This window comes from Streptomyces sp. NPDC047028 (assembly GCF_040644095.1).
Lineage (GTDB): Bacteria > Actinomycetota > Actinomycetes > Streptomycetales > Streptomycetaceae > Streptomyces.
In genome coordinates, this window is record NZ_JBEYVS010000017.1 from 123,475 (window position 1) to 139,056 (window position 15,582).

Here is a 15,582-nt window from a genome sequence, read left to right on the forward strand (position 1 = left end):
CGGTAACAGGGAGGAAGCGTCTCGTGAGCAGCAGGCCATCCCGAGGCGCTGCTCGCCTCGCAGCCATACTCGACGCGCTGCCCGACGCGTTGGTCCTGGTCAACGCCAACGGCACCGTCGTCAACGCCAACACCATCGCCCTGGAGGCCTTCGAGGCACCCGGCACGGCCCTCGTCGGGCGCGGGCTGCTCGATCTGCTGCCCCAGTTCGACTCCAAGCTGATCCCCGGTTCCATGCGGCTGCCCGACCACATGGACCCGCGCGGCCGGACCAAGCCGACCCGGATGATCGCCCGGCGCACCGACGGTGCCGAGTTCCCGGTCGAGGTCACAAGCGCGAATCTGGAGAACGGCCAGCAGGCGTACGACGGTTACGGCTACACCGGCGACGAGCTGCTGATGCTCGTCGTCCGTGACCTCTCCGGCACCGTCGACACCGAGGCCGAGCTGGCCCGCTCGCAGCGGCAGACCGAGATGATCCTGCGGGCCGCCGCCGAGGGTGTCGTAGGAACGGACACGGACGGTCAGGTCGTGCTCGTCAACCCGGCCGCCGCCCAGATACTGGGCTACCGGGCCGGCGAGCTGGGCGGCAAGGAGCTGCACGCCCTCGTGCTGCACTCCCGTGCCGACGGCACCCCGTTCCCGTACGAGGAGTCGCCCCTCGCCGACACCCTGCGCTCGGGGCGCAAGCACCGCGTGCGCGGGCAGGTGCTGTGGTCCAAGGGCGGCAAGAAGGTCTCAGTCGACCTGACCACCGCGCCCGTGCGGGACGGCGACCAGCTCGTCGGCGCCGTGATGACCTTCACCGACCGGCGGCCGTACGACAGCCTCGCCGAGGAGAAGACCGCCCTGGAGCGGGCGCACGCCGAGGAACTGGAGCGGCTCTCCGAGGAGCACGCCGCCGACCTCACCGCGCTGCGCCAGGAGCACGTCACCGAGATCGGGGAACTGCGCGCGAAGCACGAGGAGGAGCTGGCGGCCGGCGAGGAGCGGTACGCCGCGCTCGGCGAGCGGGAGAAGGACCGGTACGAGGCCCTCGCCGGTCGGCACGAGCAGCTGCTGACCCTGCTCGGGCAGTCGCTGCGCGGCCCGCTGGACGAGCTGCGCCGCGAGCTGGCGGCCCTCGCCGCCGACGACGCCGGGCAGCTGTGGCCCGAGGCCAACCAGGTGCTGCACCACCTCTCGGCCGGCTACTCCCGCATCACCACCCTCATCGACAACGTCCTCGGCTACCAGCGGCTCGACACCGGCGCCGAGGACATCACCCGTACGAAGGTGATGCTGGACGCCGTCGTCACCGCCGGTGTCGACGGGGCCGTCGAGCTGATCGGGCCCGGCCGGATCCAGTTCGCCGTGCACGCGCCGCCCATTGAGGCCGAGGTCGACGCCGGGCGGCTCGCGACCGCGCTCGCGCACCTCGTCGCCGACGTCGCGGGCGTCGACGCGACCGGCAACGCGCCCGTGTCGACGGGCGGTTACATGGACAACACCGTGGTCGTCGCGGCGGCGCAGCGCGGCGAGGTCGTACGCATCGAGGTGCGCGGGCCGTACGCCGGCGGAGACCCGGTGCACGAGCCGATCGTGCGCGGGATCGTGCGCGCCCACGGCGGTGTCCTGCAGACGCACGAGGTGCCCGGCATGAGCGGCAGCGCGTACGTCCTGGAGGTGCCGATCGGCGGCGGGGCCGGCGCGGTCGCCGGGCAGTCGGCCGGGGACACCGGCGCGGCTGCCGCCGACCACACGTCCGGTTCCGGTTCCGGGGGGCGGCGGCGGGCCCGGCGGGCCTCCACGGACGCCTTCCTGGAGAGCGAGGGCGCCGCCGGCGGTTCAGGTGAGCCGGGGGCCGACGCGGACGCGCCCGCACCGACCGGGCGACGGCGGCGGCGTGCGGCCGAGTACGCGGCGGGCGAGCAGGGCACCCCTGTGTCCGACGAGAGTGCCGAGGGCGGTCCTTCCGGTGCCACCGGGCGGCGGCGTGGGCACGCGGCCGAGATCGAGAGTGGCGACGGCGGCTCCCAAGGTGGCGACGCCGTCGCCGAGGGCGCCGTGGTGACGGCGGCCGAGTACGCGGCCGGTGCCGCCGCGGTGGGCACGGGGCTCGGGGCCGCCGTACCGCCGCAGGGCGTCCCCGTCCCGAACGGGCGCCGCGCCCGGCACGGCTCGGGCGCGCCCCAGGCCGCCCTGCCGCCCGCCCTGCCCGCGGCCCCTGGGGGAACGGGTGCCGAGCAGACTCCCGGCTCGAGTGCCGAGCCCGTTTCGGCGGAGGGCGCCCAGCCGACCGGCCGGCGCCGGCGCGCGCTGGCCGCCGCGGCGGAACGTGCCGCCGCACAGGAGGCGGGCGCGGGCCAAGGCGCCGAGCCCGGGGCCCGTACGGTCTTCGCCCTGCCCCCCGCCGAGGCCGACCGTTCACCCGAGTCCGTGTCCTCGGCAGCGGCGCCGGCCGTCGCTCCGGGGCCCGGCGCGGTCGCTCTCGCTCCGGGCGCGGCTCCGGTCTCCGGAGCGGGCACGGCCGCCGTTCCCGGGCAGCAGACGCAGACGACGGCGGCCCAGCCGCTGGTGCCGGGCCAGGCCCAGGCGCACGGTCACGCACCGGTGCCCGGCCAGGTGCAGCTGCCCGGTCAGGCGCAGGCACCGGCAGGTCCCTTCGGGGCCGGGGTATCCGCTTCCGGCCCTGCTTCCGCTCCTGTTCCGGGTGACACCGGCCGGCACGACGCCGTACCGCTGGACCAGTCCGCCGACCACACCCCGCCGCAGCCGCATCCCACCAGCGCGCCGACGGGCAGGCGCCGTCGGGCCATGGCCCAGCCGGCTCCGGCCGCGACGGGTACCCCGGCGCACGGTACGGCCGGGCACGGTACGGCCGGGCAGGGCATCCCCGCCCAGTCGGCACCCCTCGCACCCCAGGCACAGTCGCAGGGTCCGGCGCAAACACAGACGCAGGCACAGGAACAGGGCACCAACGGCCCGGCCCTTCCGCCGGCCCAGCCGATCCCCGCTCAGGCGCCCCCCGGCCACCCCGCACCTGCCCCCTCCACCCCCGCCGCCGGAACCCCCGCCGCCCAGCCCCTCCCCGCCGAGGCCGGTCAGGCGGCGCCGCAGGCCGGCTCCACCCCGGCCACCGGCACCGGCACCCCCGGAGGCACCCCCCTCCCGCCGGAGCACGCCACCGCGCGACCGGCCGCCGGGCAGCCGTCGCCCGCCGACGGCACGACCACGGGCACCGGCACGACCACCGCCGCCGACCCCAACTCGACGCAGGGCCAAGCGATCAGCGTCCGTACGCTCGGGCAGGGCGTGCCGTTCTCCCGGCAGGCGGCCCAGGTCCAGTTGCCGACCGCGACACCGCCCCCGCACGCCCCCGGTGGCTCCGGACGCCGCCGCAAACTGGGCACGCCGCCCGACCCGGCCGCGCGGCCCGAACCCCAGGAACAGGCACAGGGCGAGCAGCCCGCGGCCCGCCCGGCAGCGCCCGCGCAGCCCGCCGCGCAGGCGTCCCTCGCCGGGCAGTCGCGGCTGGCGCCCGTCACCGAGGGGGCCGGACGGTCGTACGCCATAGGCGCACCGGACGCCGACGCCGCCGAGGGACCCGAACCGCTGGACGGTCCCGGGGGCGCGGTGGAGGTCGCGGACACACCGCGTCCGCAGCCGATGGACGACGAGCTGCCCCCGGAGCCGCTGGACAACCCGCGCCGGCTGCTGGTCTGGCCGGCGCCCGACGTCACGACGCAGCAGGCGCTGAGCGACCGCGGCTACCGGCCCGTCATCGTGCACTCGCGCGAGGAGGTGGACGCGCAGATCGCGGCCTTCCCCGCCGCGCTGTTCGTCGACCCGCTGACCGGGCCGATCACCCGCACCGCGCTGCAGTCCCTGCGGCAGGCCGCGGTCGCGGCCGAGGTGCCGGTGCTGGTCACGGCCGGGCTGGGGCAGGCGACGCGCGAGGCGGCGTACGGCGCCGATCCCGCCGTCCTGCTGAAGGCGCTGGCGCCGCGCGACAGCGAGCAGCACCCGCCGCGCGTCCTGCTCATCGAGGAGCACGCGGAGATCGCGCTGGCGCTGACGTCCACGCTGGAGCGGCGCGGGATGCAGGTGGCGCGGGCCGCGAACGACAACGACGCGGTGACGCTGGCGGGGCAGTTCCGCCCGAACCTGGTCGTGATGGACCTGATGCGGGTGCACCGCCGGCAGGCCGGGATCCTGGACTGGCTGCGGGCTAACGGGCAGCTCAACCGCACCCCGCTGGTCGTCTACACGGCCGCCGTCGACCAGGCCGACCTGCCCCGGCTGGCCTCGGGCGAGACGGTGCTGTTCCTCGCCGAACGCTCCACCAGCCCGGAGGTGCAGGACCGCATCGTCGACCTGCTGGCCCGCGTCGGCACCAACTGACGCGCCCGGCAATCCAGCCGGCGGAATCCGTAGGCGTCCCTACCGGGCCGTCAGCCTGCGGGCCGCTTCCTTGATCGACGCCCGCAGGCGGGCGCGGTCGGTGTCCTCGTCGCCCGTCAGGATGCGCCGCATCTGCGGGACGACGATCGACCAGTTGACGAGCGCGATCAGCAGGAAGACCAGGTCGCCGGGCGGGAACGCGTCGGTGACCACGCCCCTGGCCTGGCCGTCGGCGATCGCGGCGACCTTGCGGGCGTAGTGGTCCTGCCGGACGGGTTCGTCGGGCAGCTCGGCGGTGCCGTACTCGATGCCCTCCCAGAACAGCAGGCGGAGCAGCTCGGGGTGGGTGGCGTGGTAGTCGAGCAGCCTGTCGACCCAGCCGTCGATGTCGTCGGGGTCGACCGGGACGGCGGCGGCGAGGTCCACCATGCAGCGGCCGACGACCTGGCTGAACAGCTCGGCCTTGTTGCCGAAGTAGGCGTAGATGAGCTGCTTGTTGGCCTTGGCCGCGGCCGCGATGCGGTCGATGCGGGCTCCGGCGACGCCGTGCTGTGCGAACTCGGCGACCGCTGCCTCGAAAATCCGGGCCCTGGTGGCCTCGGGATCCCTCACTGCTGCCATGGAGACAGGGTAGCGGCCCAGGTAACCAACTGTTTGGTTGACACGGAATGCCGGTCCGCCGCAGACTGTTCCTGCACCAACCAACCAGTTGGTTATCACTTGAAGCCGGCTCGAAGGGTCCGTCCACTCATGCCGTCAGCCACCAGCGCCACAGCCGCCGACACCGCCGGCGAGGCCACCGCCACCGGCACCACCGCCGCCACGGCCACCACCCGGTCCGCGGCCCCCGCCCGGTCCGCGGTCCCCGCCTACCTCCTCCCTCTCATCGCGGTCTGCACCGCCGTCACCGCCGCGAACATCTACCTCGCCGCCCCGCTGCTCCCCCTGATCGCGCACAGCTTCGGCGGGACGCCTTCGGGCGTGGCCTGGATCGCCTCCGTCGCCCAGTTCGGCTACGCGGCCGGTCTGCTGTTCTTCGCCCCGCTCGGCGACACCGTCGACCGGCGCCGCCTGGTGGGCGGCCTCTCGCTGCTCGCCGCGGCCGCGCTGGCCGCGGCGGCCACCGCGAACGGGACCGCCGTCCTCGCCGCCGCCGTCCTGGTGGCGTCCGCCGCCACCGTCGTACCGCAGTTGCTCGTCCCGCTCGTCGCGGCCCGCGCCCCCGCCGACCGCCGGGCCCGCCACGTCGCCGCCCTCATCGCCGGACTGTTCACCGGCATCGTGGCCGCCCGGGTGCTCGGGGGGCTCATCGGGCAGGCGTACGGCTGGCGTGTGGTGTTCGTCGGGGCGGCCGCGCTGACGGCCGTACTGGGGCTCGCGACCGCCTGGGCCCTGCCCCGGGAGGACCGGCCGCGCCGCACCGGCGGTCTCTTCGCCGGGCTGACCTCGCTGCCCGGAGTCGTCCGCAGCTCGCCCGACCTGTGGCGGGCGTGCGTACGGCAGGCCGGGATGTACGGCGCCTGGAGCGCCCTGTGGACCTCCCTCGCGCTGCTCCTGACCGGTCCGGAGTACGGCCTGTCGACCGCCACGGCCGGGCTGTTCGGCCTGTTCGGGCTGGCGGCGAGCGCGGTGGCCCCGCTGGCCGGCGGGCTGGTGGACCGGTTCGGCGCCGCCAAGGTCGTCCGGTCCGCCTATCTCCTCGCCGCCGTCTGCGTCCCGCTGTTCTGGCTCGGCGGGCACGTGCTCGCCGCGCTGTTCGCGGGCGCCGTCGCGATCCACGCGGCCCTGGTCGCCTCCCACGTCGCCAACCAGACCCTCGCCCTGACCACCACCGCCGCGCCCGCCACCGCCAACACCGCCTACGTGGTGGCGAGTTTCGCGGGCGGCGCCCTCGCCTCGGCCCTCACCGGCCCGGCCTACGCCCACTGGGGCTGGTCCGGCGTCTGCACGGTGGCGGGAGCCTGGCTGCTGCTGGGATGGCTGACCACTGGCACCCGGCCCGGTACTTTTCCCCGTCCCGGGCGGTAAGAAGCCCCCCGTGAGGCCGTCGGCACCTGTACGGCGGTGAGGGCCGTCGGCGCCCGTACGGCGGTGAGGGGAGCCGGTCGGCCGGTCAGCCTCACCGCCGGGGCCGGGACCTCATCGCCGAGGCCGGGGCCTTAGAGCGGGGACCGGGACCTCACCGCCCGGCGCCGGAGCCTCACCGCCCGGGACCGAGACCGCACCTCCGGAGCCAGGACCTCACCACCCCGGACCGGAGCCTCACCACCCCGGACCGGAGCCTCACCACCCCGGACCGGGACCTCACCGCCCGGACCGGGACCTCACCCCCGTCGCCAGGGCCTCACCATCGGGGCCTCACAGCTGGGTGACGTCCAGCGTGCCCTCCGCGTACCGCCTGCGCAGCACCTTCTTGTCGAACTTGCCGACGCTCGTCTTCGGCACCGACTCGATGACCGTCCAGCGCTCGGGGAGCTGCCACCTGGCGATGTGCCCCTCCTCGGTGAGGAAAGCGCGCAGGGCCTGGAAGTCGGAGTTCGCGCCCTCGCGCAGAACCACCGTGGCCAGCGGTCGCTCGCCCCACTTCTCGTCCGGTACGGCCACCACGGCGGCCTCGGCCACGTCCGGGTGGGCCATCAGCGCGTTCTCCAGCTCGACCGAGGAGATCCACTCGCCGCCGGACTTGATGACGTCCTTGGCGCGGTCGGTGAGGGTGAGGAAGCCCTCGGGGGAGATGATGCCGACGTCGCCGGTCTTCAGCCAGCCGTCCTCGCTGAACTTGTCGGCGGGGCGCAGGGGTTCGGCGTCGGGGCCGTTGTAGTAGGCGCCCGCGATCCAGGGGCCGCGCACCTCCAGCTCGCCCGCCGACTCGCCGTCCCAGGGCAGCCGTTCGCCGCCGGGGCCGGTGAGGCGGGCCTCGACGCCGGCCGGGAAGCGGCCCTGGGTGAGGCGGTAGGCGAACTCCTCGTCGGTGCCGACCGCGTGGGCCGGCGGACGCGCCACCGTGCCGAGCGGGGAGGTCTCCGTCATGCCCCAGGCGTGGCAGACCCGCATGCCGAGCGCGTCGAAGGCCTCCATGAGGGAGGGCGGACAGGCGGCGCCGCCGATGGTCACCTGGGCGAGGGAGGAGACCTCGCGGGGGCGGGCGGTCAGCTCTGCGAGCAGGCCCTGCCAGATGGTGGGCACGGCGGCGGCGTGGGTCGGGCGCACCCGCTCGATCATCTCGGCGAGCGGGGCGGGCTGCAGGAACCGGTCCGGCATCAGCATGTTGATGCCGGTCATGAAGGCGGCGTGCGGCAGGCCCCAGGCGTTCACGTGGAACTGCGGGACCACGACGAGGGAGACGTCCTGGTCGGTCAGGCCCATCGACTCGGTCATGTTGAGCTGCATGGAGTGCAGGTAGATCGAGCGGTGGCTGTAGACCACGCCCTTGGGGTCGCCGGTCGTGCCGGAGGTGTAGCACATGGCGGCGGCCCGGAGTTCGTCGATCTCGGGCCAGTCGTAGGTGGTGGGACGGCCGGCGATCAGGTCCTCGTACTCGTGCACGCGCGCGGTGCCGCCGGCCAGCGGGGTGCGGTCGCCGGGTCCGGAGACGACGATGTGCTCCACCGTCGGCAGCTTGGACAGCAGCGGGGCGAGCAGCGGGATGAGCGAGCCGTTGACGATGATCACCTTGTCGGCCGCGTGGTTGACGATCCACGCGAGCTGATCGGCGGGCAGCCGCAGGTTGAGCGTGTGCAGGACGGCGCCCATGGCGGGGATCGCGAAGTACGCCTCGACGTGCTCGGCGTTGTTCCACATGAGGGTGGCGACCCGGTCGTCGCCGCGGACGCCGAGTTTGTCGCGGAGGGCGCCCGCGAGCTGTACCGCACGGGTGCCGGCCTCGGCGAAACTGCGCCGCTGCGGCTCGTCCTCCCCGGTCCAGGTGATGATCTGAGACCGTCCGTGCACCTGCACCCCGTGCACGAGGAGGCGGGTGACGGTCAGCGGTACGTCCTGCATGGTGCTCAGCACGGCGTCCTCCCGGAGCGGCATGGCCTACGCGGTAGTAGGGGGATGCGCTGATTCTGCGCACATACCACGCGGTATGTCACTAGCCGCAGGGAAACTCGGGCCGTGCACGGAGGCGAACGAGGCGTACCGGGGCCGGGCCGTCAGCGGACGAGCCCCAGTTCCGGGTCCTCGCGCAGCTTGCCGAGGGCACGGGAGACCGCCGACTTCACCGTGCCCACCGACACGCCGAGCACCTCGGCCGTCTGGGCCTCGCTGAGGTCCTCGTAGTACCGCAGGACGACCATGGCCCGCTGGCGTGCGGGCAGCTTGGTGATCGCCCTCCACATCGCGTCGTGCAGCGCCTGCCGCTCCGCCGGGTCCCCGGTGCCGGGCACGGGCTCCGGCTCGGGCAGCTCGTCGCAGGCGAACTCGTCGACCCGGCGCTTGCGCCACTGCGAGGTCCGGGTGTTCAGCAGCGCGCGGCGCACATAGCCGTCGAGCGCCCGGTGGTCCTCGATGCGCTCCCACGCCACGTACGTCTTCGTGAGCGCGGTCTGCAGCAGGTCCTCGGCGTCGCTCGGGTTCGCGGTCAGCGACCGGGCGGTGCGCAGCAGCACCGGCTGCCGAGCCCTGACGTAGGACGAGAACGAGGGGTACGTGTGAGTCTGCCTCGCCGGTACGGCGGCGGCGGCCGAGGCGCTGGTGCAGACGGGTGTGGTCATGGGCTCCACGCTAGGAGCGGGGCGCCCTCGCGCGGATCGGTCGCAGGTCCCGAAGACGAGTCCGCCTCAGGTTGTAGGGGTAGGGCCTGCTCCACCTCCTGTAGGTGGAGTACGGGTGCACTCCGTCTGAGGGTTCGCCCCTGAGGACCCTGAGACCGTACGGGGGTTGTACGGGGGGTCAGCGGGAGTCCGCCGTCAGGACGAGGCCCGAGGTGGGGACTCCGGTGCCGGCCGTGACCAGGGTCCGGGTGGCCCCGGGCACCTGGTTCACCGCCGTGCCGCGCAGCTGCCGTACCGCCTCCGCGATGCCGTTCATGCCGTGCAGGTACGCCTCCCCGAGCTGTCCCCCGTGCGTGTTCAGCGGCAGCCGCTCCCCGGCCACGAAGTCCGCCGCCTCGCCCCTGCCGCAGAACCCGAACTCCTCCAGCTGCATGAGCACGAACGGTGTGAAGTGGTCGTAGAGGATGCCGACGTCGATGTCGGCCGGGCCCAGCCCCGAGGTGCGCCACAGCTGGCGGGCGACGACGCCCATCTCGGGCAGGCCGGTCAGGTCGTCCCGGTAGAAGCTGGTCATCTGCTCCTGCGCCCGGCCCGCGCCCTGCGCCGCCGCCGCGAGCACGGCGGGCGGGCGCGGCAGGTCCCGGGCCCGCTCCAGCGAGGTGACGACGACCGCCTGCCCGCCGTCCGTCTCCTGGCAGCAGTCCAGCAGCCGGAGCGGCTCCACGATCCAGCGGGACGCGGCATGCTCGTCGAGGGTGAGGGGACGGCCGTGGAAGTAGGCGGCCGGATTGGTCGCCGCGTACCGGCGGTCCACCACGGCCACGTGCCCGAACGCCTCCGGGGTCAGGCCGTACGCGTGCAGATAGCGCTGGGCCGTCATGGCCACCCAGGAGGCCGGGGTGAGCAGCCCGAAGGGCAGCGCCCAGCCGAGCGCCGCGCCCTCCGCCGACGGCTCCCGGTGGCGCACGCCCGCGCCGAACCGGCGGCCGGAGCGCTCGTTGAACGCGCGGTAGCAGACGACCACCTCCGCCACGCCCGTCGCCACCGCGAGCGCCGCCTGCTGGACGGTCGCGCAGGCCGCTCCGCCGCCGTAGTGCACGCGCGAGAAGAAGGACAGCTCGCCCATCCCGCAGGCCTGCGCCACGGTGATCTCCGGGCTGGTGTCCATCGTGAACGTCACCAGGCCGTCCACGTCCGCGGGCGTCAGCCCCGCGTCGTCCAGCGCGGCCCGCACCGCCTCCACCGCCAGCCGCAGCTCGCTGCGGCCGGAGTTTTTGGAGAACTCGGTGGCGCCGATACCGACGACGGCGGCACGGCCGCCGAGGCGGTCCCGGGTACGGACGCTCATCCTTCGCCTCCGGAGGGGAAGGGCTGCGGGACGGTGACCGTCACGGTGCCCGTGACGTGGTGGCCGAGGCGGTTCGCGCCGGTCACCCGGACCGTCGCGGTGTCGCCGTCGACCTCCTCGACCGTGCCGGTCAGCACCATCGTGTCGCCGGGGTGGTTGGGCGCCCCCAGCCGGATGGCCACCTTGCGCAGCACCGCCGTGGGACCGAAGTGATCGGTGATGTAGCGGCCGACCAGGCCGTTCGTCGTCAGGATGTTCATGAAGATGTCCGGGGAGCCCTTCGCCCGCGCCAGCTCGGCGTCGTGGTGCACGTCCTGGTAGTCGCGGGAGGCGATGGCACCGGCCACGATCAGGGTGCGGGTGACGGGGATCTCCAGCGGGGGCAGTTCCTCCCCGGCCCTCATGCCGCCTTCGCCTGCCCTCACACCTCGGCCCTTCCTCATGCCGCGGCCTGCCCTCACACCTCGGTCTGCCGTCATCCCCCGGCCTCCTCGCCGGCGCGGAACACCGGCAGCACCAGCTCGTCGTCGTACGACCGGAATTCGAGCCGCACCGGCATCCCGACGCGCACCTTGTCGTACGGCACCCCGACCACGTTGCTCACCATCCGCACGCCCTCCGCGAGTTCGATCAGGCCGACGGCGTAGGGCGGGTCGAAGGCCGGGAAGGGCGGGTGGTGCATGACGACGTACGAGTAGACCGTGCCCTCGCCGCTCGCCTCGACCGTGTCCCAGTCCTGGCCGCCGCACGCGTTGCAGCCCGGCAGCCACGGGTGGCGGAGGGTGCCGCAGGCCGTGCAGCGCTGGATCAGCAGGCGGCCCGCGGCCACGCCGTCCCAGAACCCGGCGTTGTCCCGGTTGACGACGGGGCGGGGGCGGAGGGCCGGGGCGCGCGTCCCGGTGGCTGCCGACTCCTGGCCGGTGGCCGTCGACTCCTGGCCGGTGGCCGTCGACTCCTGGCGGGCGGCCGTCGACTCCTGGCGGGCGGCCGTCGACTCCTGGCGGGCGGCCGTCGACTCCTGGTGGGCGGATGTGGGCTTTCCGCCTCCTGCCGGGGCGTACTTGAGGATCCGGAAGCGGTGCGTGCCCACGACCTCGCCGACCACCCGGACATCCGTGCGCGTGGTGACGAAGTACCCCGTCCCCAGCTTCGTCGTCTTGCGGGCCGACACCGACTCGATCACCGCGTCGTAGGTGACCCGGTCGCCGGGGCGCAGGGGCCGCAGGTACTCCTGCTCGCAGTCGGTGGCCACCACGGACGTGCAGCCCGATTCGTCGAGGAGGGCGAGGAGTTCGGTGTAGGCGCCGGTGCGGCCCGGATGGCCCGCGAGGCCGCCCATCGTCCAGGCCTGGAGCATGGTGGGCGGGGCAATCGCGTCCGGTCCGGTGTACGCCGGGTTCGTGTCGCCCATCGCCTCGCACCAGTGCCGGATCATCGGGGCGTTGACGGGATCCAGGCCCACTCCGGTCACGGCGGCCGCGCGCCCCTCGTACGACTTGAGCCGCGCCCCCAGCGCGTCCGGCTCCGCCGGCACCGTCGCCGCCACCGCACTCACCGCCCCTCGGTCGACGGTTTCTGACTGTCCGTCAGATGAGGCGGGGTGTCAAGGCGGCGAGATGCCAAGGTGGCGAGTGGGCGGGACGTGGCTGCGCGACGGCGCCGAAGCACCGCCGCGCAGCCACGTGATGACCCTGAAGCACACCCGCCCCTGAGGCCCTCCCCACGAGGAACCTCAGGCGGGACTCACCACCACAGGCGGGTGAAGTGGATGGCCACGTTGTCGTTGCCCTGCTGGATGGCGGTGAACGCCGAGCCGTTCACCTGGGCGGTGTTGGACTGGTTCGTGGCGCCGGAGCCGACGGCGTTCTGCTGGGTGGTGGACGAGTTGCCGTTGTTGTCGTGGCCGACCCCGCTGCCGACGACACTCGCGCCGGCGTTCGATCCGTCGTCCGCGAGGGCGCCGTTGTCCGCCGCCGCGACGCCGGTGAAGAGGGCGGCCGCGAGCGGGAGAGCGGAGACGGCGGCGATGACGCGGGCGGTACGGATGCTTGCCATGGTGTTCCTCCAGAACCGAGCACTCTGCGACCCGAGGGCCGAAGTACGTGACGTACGTGAAGTACCTGAAGTACGGCTTTCGCCAAGGCAGTTGGCCGACCGCCCGGGCTGTCGTGAACGACGTCGCGCCTCCAGAGTTGCCCACCGAATCCCCGGCGAACCAGCCCGTATGGGGTGATTCCCACGTAAGCGTGATGACAAGTCGATAAACCCCCATCGTCACCTTCACCCTCCTCGAACCCCAGGCCGCACACCCGCCTCTCCAGGCGCGGCAAGGGGTGAACCGTTCCGCCACCTGTCCAACCCTTCCGTGCCGTCCCGGCGCGTCGCGATCGGCCAACCCTTCCCTTTTTCGAACGTACGTACGAATATGGAGTCATGGCCACCACCGACCGGCAGGCCACGACGCTGGCCCTCGCACACGCCCTGTCAGCCGCCGAACGCGGCCTGGCCGTCATCCCTCTGTCCCGCACGAAGCTGCCGGCCCTGCGTTCCCCGCACCGAGCACCGGCGCCGGCACCGGCGGGGGCGCCCGCGCCCGCCGCCCCCTGTCACGGCGAGTGCGGCCGCTTCGGCCACGGGGTGTACGACGCCTCCACCGACCCGGCCCGCGTCCGCGCCCTGTTCGCCGCGGCCCCCTGGTCGACCGGCTACGGCATCGCCTGCGGCCTGTCCCCGCACCACCTCATCGGCGTCGACCTGGACACCAAACCGGACACCGACTCCACGGCGGCCCTGCGCGAACTGGCCCTCCGCCACCTGTTCACCGTCCCGGAGACGGTCGTCGTCCTCACCCCGAGCGGCGGCCGCCACCTGTGGCTGACGGGGCCGCCGGAGGTCGTCGTCCCCAACTCCGCCGGCCGCCTCGCGCCGGGCATCGACATCAGGGGCGCCGGCGGCTACCTCGTCGGCCCAGGCTCACGCACCGACCACGGCGTCTACACCACCGCCCCCGGCACCGCCCACCTGCCGCCCGCCGCCTGCCCACCGGCCCTGCTCCGCCTGCTGGTCCCCCCACTCCGCACCACACCCACCACAGCCACAGCCGCGGCCGCGGCCGCGCACCAGCCGCCCGCCGACCACGGCCGCGGCCTGGTCCAGTTCGTCCTCTCCGCGCACGAGGGCCAGCGCAACACCCGCCTCTTCTGGGCAGCCTGCCGCGCCTACGAGAACGGGCTCGGCCCCGCCCTGGCCGACTCCCTCACCGAGGCGGCCCGCACCACGGGCCTCACGGAACACGAGGCCCGGGCGACCATCGCGTCGGCCGCGAGGATGACGGGACCCCGTACGGGGGGACACGGCGGACTCAGCCCGACGACAACAGATCCCTGATCGCCTCCGCGGACCAGTGGCCGGCCGCGCCGGGGCAGGCGGCGACGTACGAGGCGACGGCTTCCACGTCCCACACCCCCGCCGACAGCAGGCCGGCCGCCAGGTACCGGACGTACGCGGCGGACGGAGGGTTCCACCGGACGTCCCGCATCACCCAGGGCGCGGTGAAGGTCAGCACCGGCAGGCCCTCCACCCGCCCGGCGCACACCAGCGTCTCGTAGCGCCCCTCCCCGAGGCTCGCCGTCCGCCGGGTCAGCACCTCGGTGAGGTCGATCCCCGCGCCCGGCTCCCGGTACATCTCCTGTGCCGCGATGTCCGAGAACTGCCCCGTGGTCACCAGATGGGCCCGCGCCAGCACGCGTCCGTCGGCCCGGGGGTCGTAGAACGCCCTGCCCCCGCCCCATACGGGCGACTCGGTCGCGAAGTACAGGGCGCCGCCCAGCTCGACCGCGACCGACCGGCTCGGCATCCGCGGATCCCGGCACCCCGGATACGTCCTGGCCGTCCCCGCCGGCCGCCCGCCCCGGATGTAGCACCCGAGCCGCTCCAGGTGCGTGTTCGAGCCGTACGCCGTGTACCAGACCCGCGCGGGACTGAGATCGACCGGCAACTCCGGCTCGATCCTCCGCAACGCCTTCACTGTGACTCCCGGCCGACAACCTCGCGAGACCGCGCACGCGGAACGGGTGCCCGCACCTCGGCCGCCGTTCGGCCCACGACAGACACCGCGCAGCATTCTCGCACCTGGGACGGACGAGGGCTCCTCGAATCGAGCCCGGCATGATCCGAGCGAGGGACCCTAGTGGTCGGGGCAGTCGCCCCACAGGGACGCGAGCGCGACCGGAATGTTGCTGCCCGGCTCGGCACACCCCTTCGGGCTCGCGGGGAAGCCCTCTCCGCCGACCCGGCGCCAACTTCCCGAGGCAGGCCGGGCGAAGAACTTCATCGTGGCACCCTCGTCCTGGAAGTTGACGAGTTCCCCGGCCGTGACACCCTCGCCGGGAACGAAGCGGGCGGCCGCGTAGAGCATGCCGCCGCACTGCCCGTAGTAGAACGGGTGACCCACGGCGACGTGCTGGAGAGACGGCATCACCCTCCGGTACGCCGAGACGACCTCCGCCTTCACCGCGGCGCCCACCACGAGGTTCCGGCATCCGGGCACGGAGCGCGGCTCCGCCACCGGCGCCGACGAGCGGGCGGCCGGACGCGCCGACGTGGACGAATGAGCGGCCACGGACGACGACGTCACGGCGCTCGTCACGGCGCTCGGCACGGCACTCGGTGCGGAAGAGGCTGGAGCAACCGTCGAGGAAGCGTCGGCAGGCGCGGACGACGCCGGGGCGGGCGTTGCCGAGGCACGACCCGGCGCCCGCTCGGCACTTCCGCTCCCGCTCCCGCCTCCCTGACATCCCGCGAGCAGCATGACCGCCCCCAAGGCGAGGGCGGACACCGAGACGGCGGTACGTCTGGAACGTATGGCGGACGGATACATGGGTGCTCTTTTCTCTCATCGCGTGACTTGCCGATGAGACGGCACCCACGAGCGGGACGGTTCCGGCGGCGTCGCGACCGCCGACGGGGACCGCAGCCTAATGCGTGGTACCCCGGCCCTCCTCAGATGGGCCGCCGACGCAGCTCGGTCGATTCCATCCGCGGATGTCCATCAGGCGGGAAGATCGCTTATCGCGGAGAACACCGCGGCGGCGAGCGGAGATTTGAGATGGACCTGGTGGCGTCGTGTCCGACGGTG

Annotated in this window: 12 protein-coding genes; 3 read left to right on the plus strand and 9 right to left on the minus strand. The window is 73.9% G+C overall.

From position 1 onward, the window contains the following. Window positions 1–23 precede the first annotated feature (23 nt). On the plus strand, window positions 24–4,382 hold the full coding sequence (locus ABZ854_RS17495) for a PAS domain-containing protein (protein WP_361211064.1): 4,359 nt from the start codon (window positions 24–26) through the stop codon (window positions 4,380–4,382). Window positions 4,383–4,421: 39 nt separating this feature from the next. On the opposite strand, the gene ABZ854_RS17500 is transcribed toward ABZ854_RS17495, so the two are convergent. Further along, a complete protein-coding gene (locus ABZ854_RS17500) occupies window positions 4,422–5,003 on the minus strand; it encodes a TetR family transcriptional regulator (protein WP_361211067.1) in 582 nt (193 codons plus the stop codon). A 129-nt stretch (window positions 5,004–5,132) separates the two neighbouring features. Between ABZ854_RS17500 and ABZ854_RS17505 the strand changes: the two genes are divergently transcribed. After that, window positions 5,133–6,410 (plus strand): MFS transporter, encoded by a 1,278-nt coding sequence (locus tag ABZ854_RS17505; protein ID WP_361211070.1) that lies wholly within the window; start codon window positions 5,133–5,135, stop codon window positions 6,408–6,410. 330 nt (window positions 6,411–6,740) lie between these two features. Here ABZ854_RS17505 and ABZ854_RS17510 read toward each other — a convergent pair whose 3' ends face one another. The 6 genes from ABZ854_RS17510 to ABZ854_RS17535 form a co-directional block, all read right to left on the minus strand. Continuing rightward, the gene (locus ABZ854_RS17510; RefSeq protein ID WP_361211073.1) at window positions 6,741–8,417 is read right to left on the minus strand and encodes a long-chain fatty acid--CoA ligase; all 1,677 of its coding nucleotides are present in this window, start codon (window positions 8,415–8,417) and stop codon (window positions 6,741–6,743) included. A gap of 119 nt (window positions 8,418–8,536) precedes the next feature. Further along, the gene (locus tag ABZ854_RS17515; protein ID WP_129308132.1) at window positions 8,537–9,097 is read right to left on the minus strand and encodes a SigE family RNA polymerase sigma factor; all 561 of its coding nucleotides are present in this window, start codon (window positions 9,095–9,097) and stop codon (window positions 8,537–8,539) included. A 178-nt stretch (window positions 9,098–9,275) separates the two neighbouring features. Continuing rightward, the gene (locus ABZ854_RS17520; protein WP_361211076.1) at window positions 9,276–10,445 is read right to left on the minus strand and encodes a lipid-transfer protein; all 1,170 of its coding nucleotides are present in this window, start codon (window positions 10,443–10,445) and stop codon (window positions 9,276–9,278) included. Further along, window positions 10,442–10,849 (minus strand): MaoC/PaaZ C-terminal domain-containing protein, encoded by a 408-nt coding sequence (locus tag ABZ854_RS17525; protein WP_361211079.1) that lies wholly within the window; start codon window positions 10,847–10,849, stop codon window positions 10,442–10,444. Before ABZ854_RS17525 ends, ABZ854_RS17520 begins: the two co-directional genes overlap by 4 nt. A 71-nt stretch (window positions 10,850–10,920) precedes the next feature. After that, on the minus strand, window positions 10,921–12,000 hold the full coding sequence (locus ABZ854_RS17530) for an OB-fold domain-containing protein (RefSeq protein ID WP_361211082.1): 1,080 nt from the start codon (window positions 11,998–12,000) through the stop codon (window positions 10,921–10,923). Between the two features lie 188 nt (window positions 12,001–12,188). Next, complete coding sequence (locus tag ABZ854_RS17535) at window positions 12,189–12,500, minus strand: hypothetical protein (RefSeq protein ID WP_361211085.1); 312 nt, start codon at window positions 12,498–12,500, stop codon at window positions 12,189–12,191. A gap of 378 nt (window positions 12,501–12,878) precedes the next feature. Between ABZ854_RS17535 and ABZ854_RS17540 the strand changes: the two genes are divergently transcribed. Further along, the gene (locus ABZ854_RS17540) at window positions 12,879–13,832 is read left to right on the plus strand and encodes a bifunctional DNA primase/polymerase (protein WP_361211088.1); all 954 of its coding nucleotides are present in this window, start codon (window positions 12,879–12,881) and stop codon (window positions 13,830–13,832) included. Here ABZ854_RS17540 and ABZ854_RS17545 read toward each other — a convergent pair. Together ABZ854_RS17545 and ABZ854_RS17550 are read right to left on the minus strand one after the other, a co-directional pair. Then, window positions 13,807–14,472, minus strand: coding sequence for a histone deacetylase (locus ABZ854_RS17545; RefSeq protein WP_361211091.1), 666 nt, complete (start codon window positions 14,470–14,472; stop codon window positions 13,807–13,809). The two genes, ABZ854_RS17540 and ABZ854_RS17545, sit on opposite strands and share 26 nt — an antisense overlap. Before the next feature lie 159 nt (window positions 14,473–14,631). Beyond that, complete coding sequence (locus tag ABZ854_RS17550) at window positions 14,632–14,994, minus strand: hypothetical protein (protein WP_361211094.1); 363 nt, start codon at window positions 14,992–14,994, stop codon at window positions 14,632–14,634. Window positions 14,995–15,582: the final 588 nt, after the last annotated feature.